Here is a 16818-nt window from a genome sequence, read left to right on the forward strand (position 1 = left end):
CGTGCTCCGATCGATCGAACACGCAGGACACTACGGTCGGGAACGGGCCGCGGCCGTCATACCAGAGGGCCAACACGTCCCTGAATACCCGGGTATGACACCCCTACGGGTCAGCGCCGGTACTTGCGCAGTTCCCTCCTGGCCAGCGAGCGCTTGTGCACCTCGTCGGGGCCGTCGGCCAGCCGCAGGGTGCGGTTGCCGGCCCAGAGCTGGGCGAGCGGGGTGTCCTGGCTGACGCCGGCGGCGCCGTGGGCCTGGACGGCCTTGTCGAGGATCCACTCGACGGTGCGCGGGGTGGCGATCTTGATCGCCTGGATCTCGGTGTGCGCACCGCGGTTGCCGACGGTGTCCATCAGCCAGGCGGTCTTCAGCACCAGCAGCCGCAACTGCTCGATCCGCACCCGGGACTCGGCGATCCAGTCCTGCACCACGCCCTGCTCGGCCAGCGGCTTCCCGAACGCCACCCGCTCCTCGGCCCGGCGGCACATCAGTTCCAGCGCCCGCTCGGCGATGCCGATGGCGCGCATGCAGTGGTGGATGCGGCCGGGGCCGAGCCGGGCCTGGGCGATGGCGAAGCCCGTACCCTCCTCGCCGATCAGGTTCTCCACCGGGACGCGGACGTCCTCGAACAGCACCTCGGCGTGGCCGCCGTGATCGGCGTCGTCGTACCCGAAGACCGTCATGCCGCGCCGCACGGTCACGCCCGGGGTGTCGCGCGGGACGAGCACCATGCTCTGCTGCCGGTGGGGTTCGGCGGCCGGGTCGGTCTTGCCCATCACGATGAGGATCCGGCAGTCGGGGTTCATCGCCCCGGTGATGTACCACTTGCGGCCGTTGACGACGTACTCCTCGCCGTCCCGCTCGATCCGGGTGGCGATGTTGGTGGCGTCCGAGGAGGCCACCTCGGGCTCGGTCATCGCGAAGGCCGAGCGGATCTCGCCGTCCAGCAGCGGGCGCAGCCAGCGCTCGCGCTGCTCGGCGCTGCCGAACTGGGCGAGCAACTCCATGTTGCCGGTGTCGGGCGCCGCGCAGTTGAGCGCGGGCGGGGCCAACTGGATGCTGCGGCCGGTGATTTCGGCGAGCGGGGCGTACTGGAGGTTGGTCAGGCCGGCGCCGAGCCCGCCGGGGAGGCTGTGCTTGTCCACAAAGAAGAGATTCCAGAGCCCCTGCTTGCGGGCCTCGGCCTGGAGGTCGGCGACGACCGGGGGGACGGCCCACCGGTCGCGGGCCGGGTCGGCGATTCGGGCCGGGTCGGCGAGCTGGGCCGGATCGGCGAGTCGGGCGGCGAGCTGGGCGGCGAGGACGGGCTCGGCGGGGTACACGTGCTCGTCCATGAAGGCGAGCAGCTGCTCGCGGAGCTCGTTCGTCCGGGCGTCGTAGGCGAAGTCCATCGGGTTCTCAGCTCTCCTTGAGGGTGCTCAGGCCGTACCGGGCGAGGATCGGGGCCATCTCGCCGGCGCGCTCGAAGCCGGCGCCCAGGGTGCGGCCCTGCCGGAAGCGGAAGTGGATGCCCTCGGCGACGGCGGCGAGCTTGAACGAGGCGAAGGCGACGTACCAGTCGAGGTCCTCCGCCCGGCGGCCGGTCGCGTCGGCATAGGAGGAGACGATCTCATCGGGCTTCGGGAAGCCGGGGGCGGTCATGGCGGAGGGGATGATGCCGCCGCCGACGCCGGCGAGTTCTGTGTACATCACCAGCAGGCCGACGTCGGTGAGCGGGTCGCCGAGGGTGGACATCTCCCAGTCCAGGACGGCGGCGATGGTGTCGTCCGCGTCGACCAGGACGTTGTCGAGCCGGTAGTCGCCGTGCACCAGCGCGGGCGCGGGCGAAACCGGCAGCCGCTCGGCGAGCCCGGCGCGCAGGCGGTCGAGGTCGGGCAGGTCGCGGCTGCGGGAGGCTTCCAACTGCTTCGACCAGCGGCGCAGCTGGCGCTCCAGGTAGCCCTCCGGGCGGCCGAAGTCGGCGAGGCCGACGGCGGCGGGGTCGATCCCGTGCAGGGTGGCGAGGGTGTCGACCAGCCTGCGCCCGAGCGCGTGCACCCGCTGTGCGCCGAGGGCGGCGAGCGGGGCGGCGTCCCGGTGGGCGGTGCCGGGGACGTACTCCATCAGGTACCAGGGGGCGCCGAGGGTGTCGGTGTCCGGGTCGAGCAGCAGGGTGCGGGGGACGGGGACCCCGGTTCCGTGCAGTGCGGTCATCACCCGGTACTCGCGGCCCATGTCGTGCGCGGTGGCGAGGACGTGCCCGAGCGGCGGGCGCCGGAGGACCGCGCGGGAGGAGCCGTCGCTCAGCACGTACGTGAGGTTCGAGCGGCCCCCTTCGATGAGGTCGGCCCGCAACGGCCCCCGGTCCTGGCCCTCGCCCCGGCCCCGGCCCTGGCCCTGGCCCTGGAGGACGCCGGGCAGCTCGCGGTCCAGGTGGGCCCGGAGGCGGGCCAGGTCCAGGCCTGGCGGGTCGACGGGGGTCTCGGCCATCGGGCGGCTCCTCGGGGAAGCGGATCATTGACTAAGCGCTTGCTTAGCATTCAACCGCAGGAGGCTCGTGTCAATGCCCCCCGACGCCACGAACCCCCGCGCCGCACGGCTCGGGGGTTCGTTCGGGGTATGGGGACCGACCGGGGGCCGATGTGCCCCACCGTCACCGACCTCGGCGCTCCGCGGCGATCGGCTCGTCCGGGCCGCGGAGCGCCGGTCACCTGCCGCCGGCGTGGGCGAGCGCGCTGGGGGCCAGGCGGCCGACGATCGCTGGGGCCTCCCGGACGAGAGCCTCCGTGGTCAGCGCCTCCACCATGAACAGCGCGAAGTCCACCCGGCGCGTCAGATTGCTCGCCAGCACCGGGTCACCCACGTGCCGGCCCCATACCGGCAGGCCCTGGCTCGGCCCCTCCTCCAGGTCGCTGCCGCGCACCACCGTCCACCGGGTGTCACTGGCGAACACCCGTCGGCACGCCTCCACCTGGTCGTCGATCTCGACCGCGCGGACGAGCCTGCCCAGCACGGTGGCGATCCGCAGGCCCAGGGTGAACATCCGCGAGTACCGGTCCTTGCCGTCGCGGGTGATGTGCCAGCCGCAGGAGAACACCAGGCGCGCGCCCGGCCGGGCGTGGTCGAGGACCGCCTGCGCCGTACCCGACGCGTACTGCCGCACGCCCCAGGGCACCAGCACCGTCAGCACCCCGTCGCACCCGGCGACCGCCCGGCGGATCACCTCCGGGTCGTTCGTCGCCCCGGGGACGACGGTGATCCGCCCTTCGAACGCGGCCAGCTTCGGCACGCTGCGCTCCCGGCAGACGCCGACCACCTCGTAGCCGCGTTCCAGCGCGTGTCCGACCATGTACTGCCCCAGCTTCCCCGAAGCCCCGATGATGCAGACCTTCTCCACGTGATCCTTGCCCATGGCGCAGCCCCTTCGCGGACAGGCAACCTTACGTTGTAAGGTACGTTAGCCTTACACCGTAAGGCAGTCAATGGAGCTGGAGGAGGGGCCGCATGCCCGAGGGAGGCAAGGGTCGGCGCGGGACACCGGCCCGCGCGCCGCTGAGTCGTGAGCGCGTGATCCGGGCGGCGGTGGAGGTGGCGGACGAGAAGGGGTCCGCCGCGCTCACCATGCGGGCCGTCGCCGGGCCGCTGGGGGTCGAGGCGATGTCGCTCTACCACCATGTGGCAGGCCGGGAGGACATCCTCGACGGCATGGTGGACGCGGTGTTCGGCGAGATCGAGCTCCCACCGCACGACACCGACTGGAAGAGCGCCATGCGTCGGCGCGCGATCTCCGCGCGTGCCGCCCTCCTGCGCCACCCGTGGGCGATCGGCCTCATGGACTCCCGCACCCGGCCCGGCCCGGCGACGCTGCGCCACCACGACGCCGTCATCGGCGCGCTGCGCACCGGCGGATTCTCCGTGCCGATGACCGCACACGCGGTCTCGCTGATCGACAGCTACCTGTACGGCTTCGTGCTCCAGGAGGTCGGCCTGCCGTTCAAGGGCGGGGCGGAGTCGGCCGAGGTCGCGGGGGCCATCCTGAGCGGGATGCCCTCCGGCGCCTACCCCCACCTGGCCGAGCTGGCCACCGAACACGTCCTCAAACCCGGCTACGACTACGCCGACGAGTTCGCCTTCGGCCTCGCCCTCGTCCTCGACGCCCTCCACCCGGACGCCGCCTGATCGACTCGGGTCGTCAGGCACGCCCTGGACCCTCGCGGCCGCCGACACCTTCCGCCGGAGCCCCTCGTCACGCCATCCGCCGCCTGACACAAGGGAGTTGCCCCCGAACCCCTCCCCCGCCGCAGCCGCACCGGCTCCGCCTCGACAGAGGTCGATCAAAAGTGTTCTGATGATCACTTCCATCGATCGTCTTCTGAACACCGCCTGATCGAAGATCAGAGAAATGGGGTCCGGTGCGGACTGCTCGCGGCTCGGCCATCCTGCTGGCGATGGGGGTCCTCGGGGCCTCCGCCCTGGCGACGGGATGCTCCGACACGCAGGGCAGACCCACGGCCGCCACCGGCACCACCCCGTCCACCCCGGCCCCGAGTGCCACGACCGACACCCCCGCCCCGCCACCGCCCTCCCCCACCTGGGACGGCCAGGTCAAGGTGCTCGGCGACGGCTCCACCTCCTACACCGGCCCGCAGCCCAAGCAGCCCACACCCGAGAAGCTCAAGCCCGGCGAGAAGCCGCCGCAGTTCGTCGTCTTCTCCTGGGACGGCGCGCTGGAGGGCGACGATCGCATGTTCTCCCGCTTCCGCAAACTCGGCGTCGAGAACAACGCCCGGATGACCTTCTTCCTGAGCGGCCTCTACACCCTCCCCAAGTCCAAGAGCACGCTCTACAAGCCACCGCAGCACAAGCCCGGCGACGCCTCCATCGACTACGCCACCGACCCCCACATCAAGGACACCCTGGAACAGCTGCGCCTCGCCTGGCAGGACGGCAACGAGATCGGCACCCACTTCAACGGGCACTTCTGCAACGCCAAGGGCGGCGGCGAGTGGAGCACCGAGGAGTGGAAGAGCGAGCTCGACCAGGCCGTCTCCTTCGTCACCAACTGGAAGACCAACACCGGCTTCAAGGACGTCCCGCCCCTCCCCTTCGACTACACCAAGGAACTGGTCGGCGGCCGCGCCCCCTGCCTGGAGGGCCAGAAGAACCTGCTGCCGGCCGAGAAGGCCGCGGGCTTCCGCTACGACGCCAGCTCCCCGGGCGAGTTCCAGGTCTGGCCGGTGAAGAAGGAGGGCATCTGGAACTTCCCGCTGCAGATGCTCCCCTACCCCGGCAGGTCGACCCAGAGCCTCTCGATGGACTTCAACTTCCTGGCCAACCAGTCCGGGAACACCACCAACGGCGACCCCAAGAAGTACGACACCTGGGAGAAGGAGACCCGCGAGAGCTACCTGGCCGGCTTCGAACGCGTCTACAACGGCAGCCGCGCCCCGCTCTTCATCGGCAACCACTTCGAGTCCTGGAACGGCGGCATCTACATGCAGGCCATCGAGGACGTGATGAAGAACGTCTGCAAGCGCGAGGGCGTCCGCTGCGTCTCCTTCCGCCAGGTCGCCGACTGGCTCGACGCCCAGGACCCGAAGGTCCTCGACCAGCTCCGCCAGCTCGACCCCGCCCAGCCGGCCGACTGGTCCCGCCTGGTCAAGTGACCGGACGGGACCGCCGGGCCGCCCGTAGGAGGAGACGCACCCCCGCCGTTCGGGGCGTGGGGGCGGGGGCCGGGTGCGTGTTAGCTTCGCCGGATGGGGCGGCGTGGGGTGGCGGGTCGGGCGGCGGTCGAGGGGATACGAGAACTCGCGGGGGCGGGGCTGACGGCGCCGGAAGTCTTCCGGCGGGCGGATGAACTGCTGCGCCCGGCGCTGGAGTTCGACGCGGTGTGCTGGCACACCGCGGACCCCGCCACCGGGCTGGTGAACTCGGTGCAGAGCGAGGACCTCACCCTCGACGAGTTCGAGCACGCCGTACGCCTCGAGGTGTGGGCGGACGACGTCGCGACCTTTCCCAAGATCCGGCGCAGCGGGGTGCAGGCCGAGACGCTGAGCCGGGCGACGCACGGACTCCTGCGGGAGAGCGTGCGGTTCCGGGAGCAGGTGGCGCCCGCCGGGTTCGGGGACGAGCTGCGGGCGGTGTTCGACGCGGCGGGCGGCATGTGGGGATGCGCGGCGTTCCTGCGGGCCCCGGACCGCGGCCCGTACCTGGAGGGCCAGCGGAAGCTCGCCGATGCGGCCGCCCGCCATCTGGGCCAGGCGCTGAGGCAGTGTCACGTACCGGCCGGGGCGCCGGTGGAGGCGGATCCCGGGCCGGCCGTACTGGTGCTCGACCGGCACAACCGGCTGCAGGCCCTGTCCGGGCCGGCCGAGGAACTGCTCGCCCGGCTGGCCGACCCGACGCCGTCCTCGCTCGCCGTCCCGACCAGCGTGGCGATGGCCGCCGAGCAGGCCCGCCGGGTGGCGCACGGGCTGCCCGCACCGCAGATGCCCGTACGGGTGCGGACCCGGGACGACCGTTGGTACCTGCTGCACGGTTCCGCCCTGCGCGGGAGCGACGGGGCGGCGAACGCGGTGACGGTGGTGGCCTCGCCCGCCACACCGGCCGAGGTGATGCCGCTCCACCTGGCCGCGTTCGGGCTGACCGCCCGTGAGCAGGAGGTGGCACTGCTGCTGGTGCGCGGCGGCGACACCCGGGACGTGTCCCGGCTGCTCGCGATGACGCCGTACACGGTGCAGGACCACCTGAAGTCGGTGTTCACCAAGACCGGCGTGGGCAGCCGCCGGGAGCTGATCGCGCGGATCATGCTCGGCGAGGGGCACGGCTGACCGGCGCCCCGCGGTTCACCGCCTCCCCGGTATTCCGGACACCGGCCCGGCTCCCGATCCTCGGAACCGGCCGGCGTCGAGGCGCAGAACGCAGCTGAGGCGAACAGCTCGGTCAGTGGTCGTGCCGGTGCGGTACGCGCCGTGCCCTGGTGGACTTCCGCCGTCCGGTGCCGGCGGCGAGCTCGCTGAGGCGCTCGCCGATCACGGAGACGCCGGGGCGGGGCTCTTGTGCGTAGTACCAAGGCTTGCGCCGGCGCAGCAGGGCCTCTCCGTGCTCGCTCCAGGTGAAGCCGGGCTTGCGCAGCAGCTTCCGGAACACCGCGTCGACCGTCTCCGGGTGAGCGGCGGCCAAGCGACGGATCGGCAGTGGCGCGATCGACTCCTCGCGCAGGTAAGCGCGTAGCACCTCCTGGTACCGCCTGCGGCCCGCGAGAGCCGGGTCGGCGAAGAGGTCGCGCAGCATCCCGTAGTCGGCGTAGAAGTTGAGCCCGTCGACCTCGTCGTGGATGACGCCGATGGTGTCCGAGTCCGCGAGTTCCCGGGGCAGTTCGAAGGCCGGCAGATCGAGGCCCGGCAGCCGCCCGCCTCGGGCCCGGCCCGGGTGTTCGGCGACGGCGGCCTCCTGCCGGTGCCGGTAGTAGGCGTTGACCCGGCGCTCGGCCTCGGCAGGGGTGAGGACCAGTTCGTCGCCGCCGCAGAACTCGATGAAGGCGGCTCGGTCCTCCCGCAGCCGGTGCCATCCCTGTTCGATCTTCTCGGGGTTGCGGAAGACCAGTTCGGGGTGGTTGGCGGCCAACTGGACTGCGGCTTGGGCGATCTCGGTGGCGCTGGACTTCGGGTAGTACGACATCGCACCGGAGATCAGCCACGCCCCGTCGGCCGGGTGGACGGGCACCAGGCAGACGAGGAGGAATCCTCCCTTGGACACTCCGCGGAAAGCCGCCCGCCCGACGTTCGAGTACGTGCGGTACTCCAGGTCGTCAATCAGGTTCAGCAGGACGACGGCATCCCCGTCCTTGCGCCGGACCTCGAAGACGCCCTCGACCGGGTCACGCCAGCCGAGCAGCATCGCCCGGTCGGCGTCGGTCAAGTCCCTTCGCCCCTCGACGAATCGATCCACCACGGTCGAACCGTCCGGCAGGCGGTACCGGAGGATGAAGTTGTCGGTGATCCGGATCGCCGCACCCTCGTCCAGCCGCCGCTCAGGACCTGCTGCCTCCAGGAGGAGAGGTGTCAACCACCGGTCGAAGCGCGATCCCTGGGCGAAGGCGACGAGTTCGCCCTTCAGTTCGGAACTTCGCTCGATCAGGCCGCTCAACGACTCCTCGTCCACGCTCGGTACAACGACAGTCATGCGGGCCCTCTCGGTCTTGAAGGTTCCGGACACTCACTGCGCCCAGTAGTAGCGATAGGCCGCGACCCACTCCGCGCCGCCCGGCGCAGGGTCCGGCAGGGGAAGGTCCAGGAGCCCGATCGTCTGCCGGAACCCTCCGCGGGTGCACAGGGCGACGATCCTTCCGTCCCGCGCGAGGTCGACCTTGCGAACGGTCACCTCGACGCCCAGCACCAGGGTGCTGAACGGCAACGACAGGTTCTCCTCGATGGCGGCGAACAGACGCGACACCTGCTCGTACTCGTCATACGTGTCGACCGTCGCCTCATCGACCAGCGCGGCGAGTTCTCGCCTGCTCAGCGCGCCCATGGCGCCACGCTATCCGATTGTCCCCGACCTCTGCGCGAGCAGCCCGACGGTCCACCGAAATGCGCGCATGTCATCGTTCGTCGGCGAGGGGCACGGCTGACCCTCGCCCCGCAGACGGCGCGAGGGCGCCCTCCCGGTCGCCGCGGGGCGGTCGGGAGGGCGCCCTGTCGGACGCGCGGGCGGGGAGGCGTCAGCCCCAGTTGCCCACCAGCGGGACGTCGCCCGGGTTGCCGAACTTCTTGCTGTAGATCACCAGGTCGGAGTTCTCGGCGGCCCCGTAGAAGCTCTGGTCGCCGGGCCGGTAGACGCCGATGGTCTCCTTGCCGGTGCCGTCCCAGTCGCCCTTGATCGGGATGTCGCCGGGGTTGCCGAACCTGACGCCCGGGCGCGGGTGCTCCGTCCGGTTGGAGTCGTTCAGGTAGAAGGTCTGGGTCTGCGGGTCGTAGACGGCGACGGTGGTGGTGCCGTTGCCGTCCCAGTCGCCGACCAGCGGCTTCCAGCCCTCGTTGCCCAGCTTGATCCGGTACGTGATGGTGGAGTTGTCGTCGGACAGGTAGAAGTACTGGTCGCTGGGCCGGTAGACGCCGACCGTGGTCCGTCCCTGTCCGCTCCAGTCGCCGACCAGCGGGATGTCACCGGGGACCCCGAACGGGAAGGTGGCGGCCACGGTGGCGTTGTCGTTCGACAGCTGGAAGGTCGAGGTGCCGGGGTGGTAGACGCCGATGGTGTCGGTGCCGGGACCGTTCCAGTGGCCGGTCAGCGGGACGGCGTCGCCACCGCCGCCGAACCCGGTCCGGCCGGTGTACCAGCCGTTGTGGGCGGCCTCGGCGAAGCCGGCGTCCGACGGCCGGTACACGCCCACCGAGGCGGGTGCCGGCGTGGGCGTGGCGTTGACCACGGCGCTGCCGATCCGCTGCTGGGCCGCGACGGTCAGCGGCACCTTGGTCGGCTGGTCCGGGCCGAGCCAGCGGAAGTTCTGCAGGTAGACGACCCGGGGGTCCTGCGCGGCGATCGCGCGGTACTCGGCGTTGTACGCCGCGATGTCCGCGTCGGTCTTGCCGGAGTAGCAGCCGTCGGCGACGCGGTACTCGTTGGTGGACTCCGGGAAGAGCATCAGGTGCTGGTCGGGCGAGGAGAGGAAGGTCTTCAGGTTCGCCAGCCGCCACTGGATCTCGCCGCGGCCCACGCAGTAGTAGTCGAAGCCGACGATGTCGACCTCGGGCGGGATCGGCGCGGTCTGCTCGGCGTTCCACCGGTCGAGGCTCATGATCAGCGTCTTGTCCGGGAACGCGGCCCTGATCTGCTGGGCCTGCGTCTTGACCTGGTCCTCGTTCAGGCCGTGGGAGTAGGGCTCGTCGCTCACGTCGACGGCGGCGATCTTGTCGATGTTCGGTCCGATGCGCCGCACCAGATCGAGCAGGTTCTGCGCGGCGTTCGGGTTCGGGGTGACCTGCCAGTCACCCGGCGAGCGCGGGATCACCGTCTCCTGGTTGAGGTCGATCACGCAGGAGGCCGGCCGGCACTGGTCCAGGAACTCCAGGCGGGGGTCCTGGTCGCGCAGGTAGTTGTTGAAGTTGGTCCACTGCGCCACCTCCGGCGCGTGGTTGGCGCCGTAGTTCGGCTCGTTCGGGTCCCGGATGTCGAAGTAACCGTAGTAGCCGAGCCCGCCCAGCGTGGAGACCCGCAGGTCGTCCACCGTGGTGACCCGGCCGGCCGCCGAGTGGTGGGCGCCGAGCGAGACGTAGCCGTCGCGGGGCAGTTGGGCGGCGGTGCGGCCGGAGAAGACCGTGGCGCCGTTGACCCGCACGGTCGCCTGCTGCTTGTCGCCGGTCGCCAGCGCGACCGACACCTCGTAGGCGCCCGCCGCCGGGACGGCGGTCAGGGCGGTCGGCGTGCCGCCCTGGAAGAGCGTCAGCCCGCCGTCGGCCTGGACGCGCAGGCCGAGCGCGACGTCCTCGGCGTCCACGGCGCCCGTGCCGCCCGAGGCGTTGCTGACGGCGAGGGAGGCCCAGTCCTGGCCGGTGGTGGCGCCGACGACCGGGGTCAGGACGGCGTGCACCGTGTAGGCGCCGCTCCGGACGTCCGAGGTGGCCGGCTTGTTCAGGCGCACCGCCGAGGTGCCCTTGGGGAACGACAGCACGTTCGGCTGGGCCGGGCTGTTGACCTGCACCGAGCCCGCCGGCGGGTCGAGCGCCAGGCCCTTGACACCGGAGACGGCGGTGTAGTCGGCGGAGATCAGGCTCGGCTGGCGGGCGCCGAGGTCCTGGTTGAGCCCGAAGTCGGCGGTGGCGTTGGGCGCGCCGTCGAAGGTGTCGACGAGCGGCTTGGCGCTGCGGGTGGCGCTGGTGTCGATCCGGCTGACGTTCAGGCCGCGGCCGGCGCCGTCGCCGAAGGTGGTGACGCGGTTCGGGTCGGAGAGGTAGGCGCCGAGGTAGAGGAACTCGCTGCCCGGCCAGCGGGTCACCCCGGCCGGCGCGGAGACGGTGAACGGGGTGCCGTTCACCGTCAGGGTGACGGCGCGGTCGGCGCCGGTGGAGACGGTGAGCGAGACGGCGTACTGCGCCGTGGGTGCCACCGAACCGGTCCAGAAGGGCGTCTCGCCGCCCCCGCCGTGGAAGAGGGCGAGGTCGCCGCGCGAGTCGACGGTCAGGCCGAGGTCGACGTCGCCGCCGGTGACGTAGCCGTTGCCGCGGTGGCTGCGGCTCAGCACGATCGAGCCCCAGTCCTTGCCGGTGGTGTCGCCGACGACCGGGTCGATCACCGTCGAGACGGTGTAGTGGCCGGTGCCGTCCGCGACGGCCGGCGCGCCCAGCATGACCGCGGAGACGCCCTTGGCGAACAGCAGCTTGTTCGGGTGGTCCGGGTGGCTGGTCTGGACGAACCACTGGTCGGGCGCGACCGAGGTGTCCCAGCGGCCGGAGACCCGGGTGTAGGAGATCCCGTGCTGCCCGGCCGGCGGCGACTGCCGGGCGTCGATCCCGACGTTCAGCCCGTACATCGGGTCGGTGTCCTGGGACGGGTCCAGCCGGAAGGTGTCCGCGAAGGCGCGCGTGGTGTCGAGGTCCACCGGCGTGGGCCCGGACCCGTCACCGACCGTGGCGGCGGCGGCCGGTGCGGCGGCAGCCGGTGCGGCGCCGGCCGTGGCGGGGGCGAGGCCCGCGGGCAGCAGCGCCAGCGCGAGCGCCGAGGCGCCGGCCAGCAGCCCGCAGCGCGGGCGTTGAGTGAGTATCACCGAGTCTTCGTCTCCCGGTCGTCGAATCGGCGGCGCGGGCGTGCGTCGCCGAAGGGAGCGGACACGGCTGTGTCGTACCAGCTCGGCGCACTTCCCCCCGGGCCGGGATCATAGGGGGCGGATACGAACGGCCGTGCCACAACCCCGCTCCGGCGGGCGGTCGTCCGCCCCCGACGTCATGGGAGGACGGCGGCGGACGGCGGCAGGTGGCCGACGGGCGGGCGGGGGTCGGGCAGGCGGGGGTCGGCGCGCAGCCAGTGCGGGCCCGTCGTCCAGCCGAGGAGCACCCGGCCCGCCCCCTCGTCCGGCGGGCCCCCGGCGGCGGCCTGGCGCAGGCCGGTCAGGGCCGGGGCGAGGCGGGCGGCGACGTGCGCGGGGTGGCGGGCGGCCTCCGCGTCCAGGCCGGCGATGGTCCGGGCCCGCTCCTCCGGTGCGCACAGCGAGAGGTGGAAGACCATCTGCCGCCACGCGTACGCCGCGTCCTTGATCGCGGCGAGCGGGCGCGGGTTGCCGTGGACGCGGGCCGTCCGGCGGCAGACGGTGGTGAAGGCACGGCGGGCGAGGTCGTCCCAGCCGGGGCTCGGACGGATGCCGACGCGGGCCACCAGGACGGCGAGGTTGTGGGTGGTGAGGATCTGGGCCTGCTCGACGACCTTGCCGCTGGCGGCGACCGACCGGGCCGGGCCCCGCCCGGCGCGCCCCGTGCACAGCTCGGCGAACCGCGCCGTCCCCGCGTCCGTCACCGCGTCCGTCACCGCGTCCGTCACCGCGTCCGTCCCCGCGTCCGCCGTCGCGAGCCCGCGCAGCGCCGCGTAGTCGATGCCGTAGTAGCGCTCGTACAGCGTGCCGCCGAGCAGTTCCGCGGCGACGCCCGCCGCCGCGAGGAACTTCGGGGTGAACCTGCCGACGAAGATGTCCGCCGCCAACTCCTCCACCAGCGGCGCGTCGAGCCCCGACTGGCGGGCGAGCACCGCGAGTTCGCGGACGAGCGCGTTGGGCAGCAGCGTGCCGGGGAACGCCTGGACGGCCAGTTCGCCGAGCCGGCGCAGGGCGGCGAGCGCGGGCCCGCGGCCGTCCTCGTCGGAGCGGTGCGCCGCCACCGCCCGTACCCAGGGCAGTTCGTCGACCCGCACCTGTGCGGCGAGGTTCAGCAGGAGCAGCGAGCGGCGGTTGCGGAACGCCCGGTAGTTCGCGGCGGCGAGGGTGCGCAGCGCCGCGTCCGGACAGGCCTCGACGCCGGTGGCGGCGACGAGTTGCGGGACGAGTTCGGCCAGGACTTCGGCCGAGGGCACGACGCCGCGCTCCACCAGGGTGCCGATCGGGGCGCTCAGGGTGGCTTCCACGAGGTGGCGGATCGGCGCGGGAACCGGGGTGCCCGCGGGCAGTCCGGTCTCCGCCGCCTCGGCGGCGGTGACGTCGGCGACCAGCGGTCCGACCTCGGCGGCGCCCGTCTCCTGGGGCTGTACGGCGAGCCGGCGCAGCACGAGCTGGGCGAGGTCGTGGTACGAGGGCCGCGCCGCCTGGACGGCCTGGCGGGCGCGCAGTTCGGTGTGCGCGGCCGATCCCGGCCGGCCGCGGCGGCGCACCATGGAGTCCACCGCGTGCCGCAGCAGTCCCAGCCGGCGGGCGTCCAGCGGCCGGCCGGCGACGGCCTCCTCCAGGGCGGCGCGCAGGATGCCGAGGTTCTCCTTCGGGTCGCGGTGCTTGGTGCAGCGGGTGTGGGCCGCGGCGAGTTCCCCGTACTGGCGCAGCAGCAGCGCGCCGCGCTCCCGCCAGGGGCCGTCGGGTACGCCCGCCGGTATCCGTCCGGTGTCGCCGGTGGTCTTCGGCTCGACGGCCTCCGGGTCGACGGCCTCCGGGTCGACGGTCTCCACGCCGGTGGCCTCCGGGTCGGCGGCCTCCAGCCAGTGGGCGAGCAGCCGGTCGCCGAAGGGCTGCCAGACGGCGAGGGCCTCGCGCTGCGCCTCCACGGCGGCGTTCGGCCGGCGGCCGACGAGGGAGTCGACGGCCTCGCCGACGGTGTGCCGGTGCACCGCCTCGGGGTCCGGTGCGGGCAGCGCGGAGGGCCGGGGTGTGAAGCGCAGCCGGGCGGCGAACGGTTCGAGGGTGTCGACGAGTTCGAGCGCGGCGGCCGTGTCCCCGGCCCGGACCAGCCAGGCGACCGTCAGCAGCGCCGCCTCCTCGGGCACCGCGACCTCGTAGCGGCCGCTGTCGAGCAGCTCGTACAGCCGGGCCAGGCCGGGCTCGGTGAGGCAGTGGGCGAAGAGGGCCCGGCGGTCGGCCGGCACCCCGGCGAGGGCCGCGGCCTCGCGCTCGTACGGCTGGAGCGGCCCCTCCGCGCTCGCGGCGGAGGTGGCGAAGCCGCCGCGGACGACCTCGGGCGTCACCCAGGCGGGCAGCCCGGGGAGCGGGGTGCGCGAGCCGATCGCCGACGTTCCGGCGGCGGCTCCGGCGAGCACGGCGCGCCAGCGGTCGGCGCGGGCCGCGGCACGGCGGCGGGTCTCTCCGTCGGAGTGGGTCAGCGCGGTGAGCAGCGCCCAGGCCAACTGGTGCTGCGGGTACTGCACGGACAGCCCGGCCCCGGTGGAGTGCTGCTGATCAGCGTCGTCGTCCATAAGCCGACGTGGCAGGTTCCGCCCCTGCGCCCTCCGGGTCTCAAGCCCGGTGCTCTCCTGCTGAGCTACACGCCGTCGGGCGTGACACTAGACGTTCGGCCCGCGCGGACACAACGCGCTTTCCGTCACCGTCGGCACATCCACCGCCGGCACGTCCACCGCCTCCGACGCCAGTGCTTCGTGGACATGATTGTTCACGGCTGCATCACGACTTGACCACGGGACCGGTATCCCCCGGAACCGATCGCTACGGTTCCCCTGCCACAACTGTCACGTCATGGGGGGACCATGCGTCGTACCGTCACCGCCCTGCTGGCCATCACGGCCGCTCTCGGCCTCTCCGCCTGCGACCCGAAGGACTCCACCGGGAGCGGCTCCGGCGCCACGTCGGGCCCGTCGGCAGCCGGCGCCCCCTCGCAGGCCGCACCCGCAGCTGCGCCCACAGCCGATGCAGCCCCCACAGCCCCCGCACCCGCAACGGGCGCGCCTGCCGCCGCCGCCGGAACGGCCGTGCTCCCGAACTTCGTCGGCATGGGGCTGCAGTCCGCCCAGGACACCGCGCAGGGCGCCGGGTTCTTCCTCCTGACCAGTCACGACGCGCTCGGTCGCGACCGCAACCAGATCCTGGACCGCAACTGGAAGGTCTGCACGCAGAACCCGGCCCCGGGCAGCCACCCCACCGGTACGAGGATCGACATGGGGGCGGTGAAGCTGGAGGAGAACTGCCCCGCCCAGGACCAGGGCGCCAACGGGCCCGCCAAGGCCGGATCCACCATGCCCGACTTCAAGGGCAAGGCCGTCTCGGTGGTGCGGGATTCGCTGCCGGGCAACACGTCCCTCAGCGCCAAGGACGCCGGCCCGAAGAACCGCGCCGTCCTGGTGCAGTCGAACTGGCAGGTGTGCGGCCAGGATCCGGCTCCGGGCGCTGCCCTCGCCGGTCAGCCGGTCAGTGTGACGGCTGTGAAGTTCGGCGAGACCTGCCCGTAGCGGCCGGGCCCACCGGAATGCGATCGATCGTTTTCGGTCAGGTACAAAAATCCACCGATGAGGATCTATCAGCGGCCTGATCACCGCCACTAGGGTGCGGCGCATCCCCGTTGTTACGCCCTCCCGCGCCGTGCCCACGGCGGGGAGACGACCGATCGGAACGGTGTCGCCGTGACCAGGATCCTCCGCAAGCTGATGACCCGTACGGGACGGGCCGCCGCCACGGTCGCCGTCCTCGCGGCCGCGCTCACCGGCACGACGGCCGCCGGCACGGCCTCCGCGGCCGGCGGCTGGAGCTGCTCCGGGGCGCCCGTCCCGGCCGGCTACGTCATCACCATGTACAACGCCGGCGGCTGCAACAACCACGGCTCGTGGTACCAGCAGCCCGCCCAGAACCGGCTGTGGACCTGCTCCGGCTCGCCCATCGTCTCCGGCTACGTGCTGACGAACTACGACGTCAAGGGCTGCAGCGGCGTCGGCGCCTGGTTCCACGAGCAGGTCCGCAACGGCATCTGGACCTGCCCGTACTCGCCGATCCCGGCGGGCTACCGCAGCACCACCTACGACGCCCGCGGCTGCAGCGGCCTCGGCGCCTGGCTCACCGTCAAGATCTGAGCGCACCCGTACGGCGGCGCCCCCTCCACCGCGAGGGGGCGCCGCCGTACACCGCCGTACACCGCCGTACGAACCGCCGGCGACCGAGGAGTCCGGCGGCTCCGGCCCGCACCAGCGGGTGCGGGCCGGAGCACGCCGAACACGCCTTTAGGTCCCGGGGCGACGCAGTCTCGGCCGGCGACGCCGCGCCGGCCTCGACCGTCAGGCGGCGAAGGCGGCGAGGAGCTTGTCGGTGAGGCGGTCGAGGTAGTCCGGGGCGGTCGCCGTACGGACGACCGCGAGGCGCCAGTACAGCGGGCCGGCGAGGAAGTCGAGCGCGAGCTCGCGGTCCACATCGGCGGGGAGTTCGCCGCGGTCGACCGCCCGTTCCAGCAGGCCGGTGGCCTTGCCCCGGCGGGTGTCGCGGACGGCGGTCATCAGCACCTGCGCCAGCTCGGGGTTGCGACCGCTTTCGGCGAGCAGATCGGGGATGATCTTCGACGGGAGCCGGTGGCGCAGCGCCCCGTCGATCTCGGTGAGGAAGGCCAGGACGTCGCCGCGCAGGGTGCCGGTGTCCTCGATCTCGGAGGCGTCCACGGCCACGGCCCGGATCAGGGCGACGGTCATGTCGAGCTTCGACGGCCAGCGGCGGTAGATGGCGGCCTTGCCCGCCCCGGCCCGCTTGGCGACCGCCTCCAGGGAGAGCCGGGCGTAGCCGACGTCTGCCAGTTCCTCGAAGAAGGCGGCGGCGATCGCCTCGGTCACGGAGTCCTGGAGCACCGGCCCGCCGGGCGTCCGGCGCGCGGGCTGCTCGGAGGGGCCGGGGGTCGCGGGCCGGGGCGCGGGCGTGTTGGACATTCCCCGAACCTACACCAG

Annotated in this window: 13 protein-coding genes and 1 tRNA gene; 5 read left to right on the top strand and 9 right to left on the bottom strand. The window is 72.8% G+C overall.

All coding sequences use genetic code 11. The features are described from left to right. Positions 1–110 precede the first annotated feature (110 nt). The 3 genes from ACFVUY_RS19200 to ACFVUY_RS19210 all read right to left on the bottom strand — a co-directional run bounded on the left by ACFVUY_RS19200 (position 111) and on the right by ACFVUY_RS19210 (position 3391). A complete protein-coding gene (locus ACFVUY_RS19200) occupies positions 111–1391 on the bottom strand; it encodes an acyl-CoA dehydrogenase family protein (RefSeq protein ID WP_387731265.1) in 1281 nt (426 codons plus the stop codon). A 7-nt stretch (positions 1392–1398) separates the two neighbouring features. After that, on the bottom strand, positions 1399–2469 hold the full coding sequence (locus ACFVUY_RS19205) for a phosphotransferase family protein (protein ID WP_387731267.1): 1071 nt from the start codon (positions 2467–2469) through the stop codon (positions 1399–1401). Positions 2470–2686: 217 nt separating this feature from the next. Beyond that, complete coding sequence (locus ACFVUY_RS19210; RefSeq protein ID WP_387731269.1) at positions 2687–3391, bottom strand: NAD(P)-dependent oxidoreductase; 705 nt, start codon at positions 3389–3391, stop codon at positions 2687–2689. A gap of 92 nt (positions 3392–3483) precedes the next feature. On the opposite strand from ACFVUY_RS19210, the gene ACFVUY_RS19215 reads away from it, so the two are divergent. From ACFVUY_RS19215 to ACFVUY_RS19225, 3 genes are all read left to right on the top strand, one after another. Further along, positions 3484–4158, top strand: a complete 675-nt coding sequence (locus ACFVUY_RS19215; protein ID WP_387731272.1) for a TetR/AcrR family transcriptional regulator — start codon at positions 3484–3486, stop codon at positions 4156–4158. Positions 4159–4427: 269 nt separating this feature from the next. Further along, complete coding sequence (locus ACFVUY_RS19220; protein WP_387731633.1) at positions 4428–5645, top strand: hypothetical protein; 1218 nt, start codon at positions 4428–4430, stop codon at positions 5643–5645. Between the two features lie 93 nt (positions 5646–5738). Next, entirely contained in the window at positions 5739–6812 is a 1074-nt protein-coding gene (locus ACFVUY_RS19225) for a helix-turn-helix transcriptional regulator (protein WP_387731274.1), read from the top strand. Between the two features lie 112 nt (positions 6813–6924). Here ACFVUY_RS19225 and ACFVUY_RS19230 read toward each other — a convergent pair whose 3' ends face one another. The 5 genes from ACFVUY_RS19230 to ACFVUY_RS19250 form a co-directional block, all read right to left on the bottom strand. Then, positions 6925–8166 (bottom strand): hypothetical protein, encoded by a 1242-nt coding sequence (locus ACFVUY_RS19230; protein ID WP_387731276.1) that lies wholly within the window; start codon positions 8164–8166, stop codon positions 6925–6927. A gap of 33 nt (positions 8167–8199) precedes the next feature. Then, entirely contained in the window at positions 8200–8514 is a 315-nt protein-coding gene (locus tag ACFVUY_RS19235; protein ID WP_387731278.1) for a hypothetical protein, read from the bottom strand. Positions 8515–8704: 190 nt separating this feature from the next. Then, complete coding sequence (locus ACFVUY_RS19240) at positions 8705–11746, bottom strand: hypothetical protein (RefSeq protein WP_387731281.1); 3042 nt, start codon at positions 11744–11746, stop codon at positions 8705–8707. A gap of 176 nt (positions 11747–11922) precedes the next feature. Further along, positions 11923–14361, bottom strand: a complete 2439-nt coding sequence (locus ACFVUY_RS19245; RefSeq protein WP_387731283.1) for a hypothetical protein — start codon at positions 14359–14361, stop codon at positions 11923–11925. Between the two features lie 3 nt (positions 14362–14364). Next, positions 14365–14436, bottom strand: a tRNA-Ser gene (locus ACFVUY_RS19250). Between the two features lie 213 nt (positions 14437–14649). On the opposite strand from ACFVUY_RS19250, the gene ACFVUY_RS19255 reads away from it, so the two are divergent. Together ACFVUY_RS19255 and ACFVUY_RS19260 are read left to right on the top strand one after the other, a co-directional pair. After that, entirely contained in the window at positions 14650–15348 is a 699-nt protein-coding gene (locus ACFVUY_RS19255; protein WP_387731285.1) for a hypothetical protein, read from the top strand. A gap of 171 nt (positions 15349–15519) precedes the next feature. Continuing rightward, the gene (locus ACFVUY_RS19260) at positions 15520–15963 is read left to right on the top strand and encodes a hypothetical protein (protein ID WP_359909300.1); all 444 of its coding nucleotides are present in this window, start codon (positions 15520–15522) and stop codon (positions 15961–15963) included. Positions 15964–16164: 201 nt separating this feature from the next. Here ACFVUY_RS19260 and ACFVUY_RS19265 read toward each other — a convergent pair whose 3' ends face one another. Continuing rightward, positions 16165–16800, bottom strand: a complete 636-nt coding sequence (locus ACFVUY_RS19265; protein ID WP_387687260.1) for a TetR-like C-terminal domain-containing protein — start codon at positions 16798–16800, stop codon at positions 16165–16167. Positions 16801–16818: the final 18 nt, after the last annotated feature.

Origin of the sequence: Kitasatospora sp. NPDC058063 (assembly GCF_042885395.1) — a bacterium.
Lineage (GTDB): Bacteria > Actinomycetota > Actinomycetes > Streptomycetales > Streptomycetaceae > Kitasatospora > Kitasatospora lactacystinica.

Coding starts and splice junctions, on each gene's coding strand:
- ACFVUY_RS19200 (WP_387731265.1), bottom strand. CDS start 1,391: ATGGACTTCGCCTACGACGCCCGGACGAACGAGCTCCGCGAGCAGCTG.
- ACFVUY_RS19205 (WP_387731267.1), bottom strand. CDS start 2,469: ATGGCCGAGACCCCCGTCGACCCGCCAGGCCTGGACCTGGCCCGCCTC.
- ACFVUY_RS19210 (WP_387731269.1), bottom strand. CDS start 3,391: ATGGGCAAGGATCACGTGGAGAAGGTCTGCATCATCGGGGCTTCGGGG.
- ACFVUY_RS19215 (WP_387731272.1), top strand. CDS start 3,484: ATGCCCGAGGGAGGCAAGGGTCGGCGCGGGACACCGGCCCGCGCGCCG.
- ACFVUY_RS19220 (WP_387731633.1), top strand. CDS start 4,428: ATGGGGGTCCTCGGGGCCTCCGCCCTGGCGACGGGATGCTCCGACACG.
- ACFVUY_RS19225 (WP_387731274.1), top strand. CDS start 5,739: ATGGGGCGGCGTGGGGTGGCGGGTCGGGCGGCGGTCGAGGGGATACGA.
- ACFVUY_RS19230 (WP_387731276.1), bottom strand. CDS start 8,166: ATGACTGTCGTTGTACCGAGCGTGGACGAGGAGTCGTTGAGCGGCCTG.
- ACFVUY_RS19235 (WP_387731278.1), bottom strand. CDS start 8,514: ATGGGCGCGCTGAGCAGGCGAGAACTCGCCGCGCTGGTCGATGAGGCG.
- ACFVUY_RS19245 (WP_387731283.1), bottom strand. CDS start 14,361: ATGGACGACGACGCTGATCAGCAGCACTCCACCGGGGCCGGGCTGTCC.
- ACFVUY_RS19255 (WP_387731285.1), top strand. CDS start 14,650: ATGCGTCGTACCGTCACCGCCCTGCTGGCCATCACGGCCGCTCTCGGC.
- ACFVUY_RS19265 (WP_387687260.1), bottom strand. CDS start 16,800: ATGTCCAACACGCCCGCGCCCCGGCCCGCGACCCCCGGCCCCTCCGAG.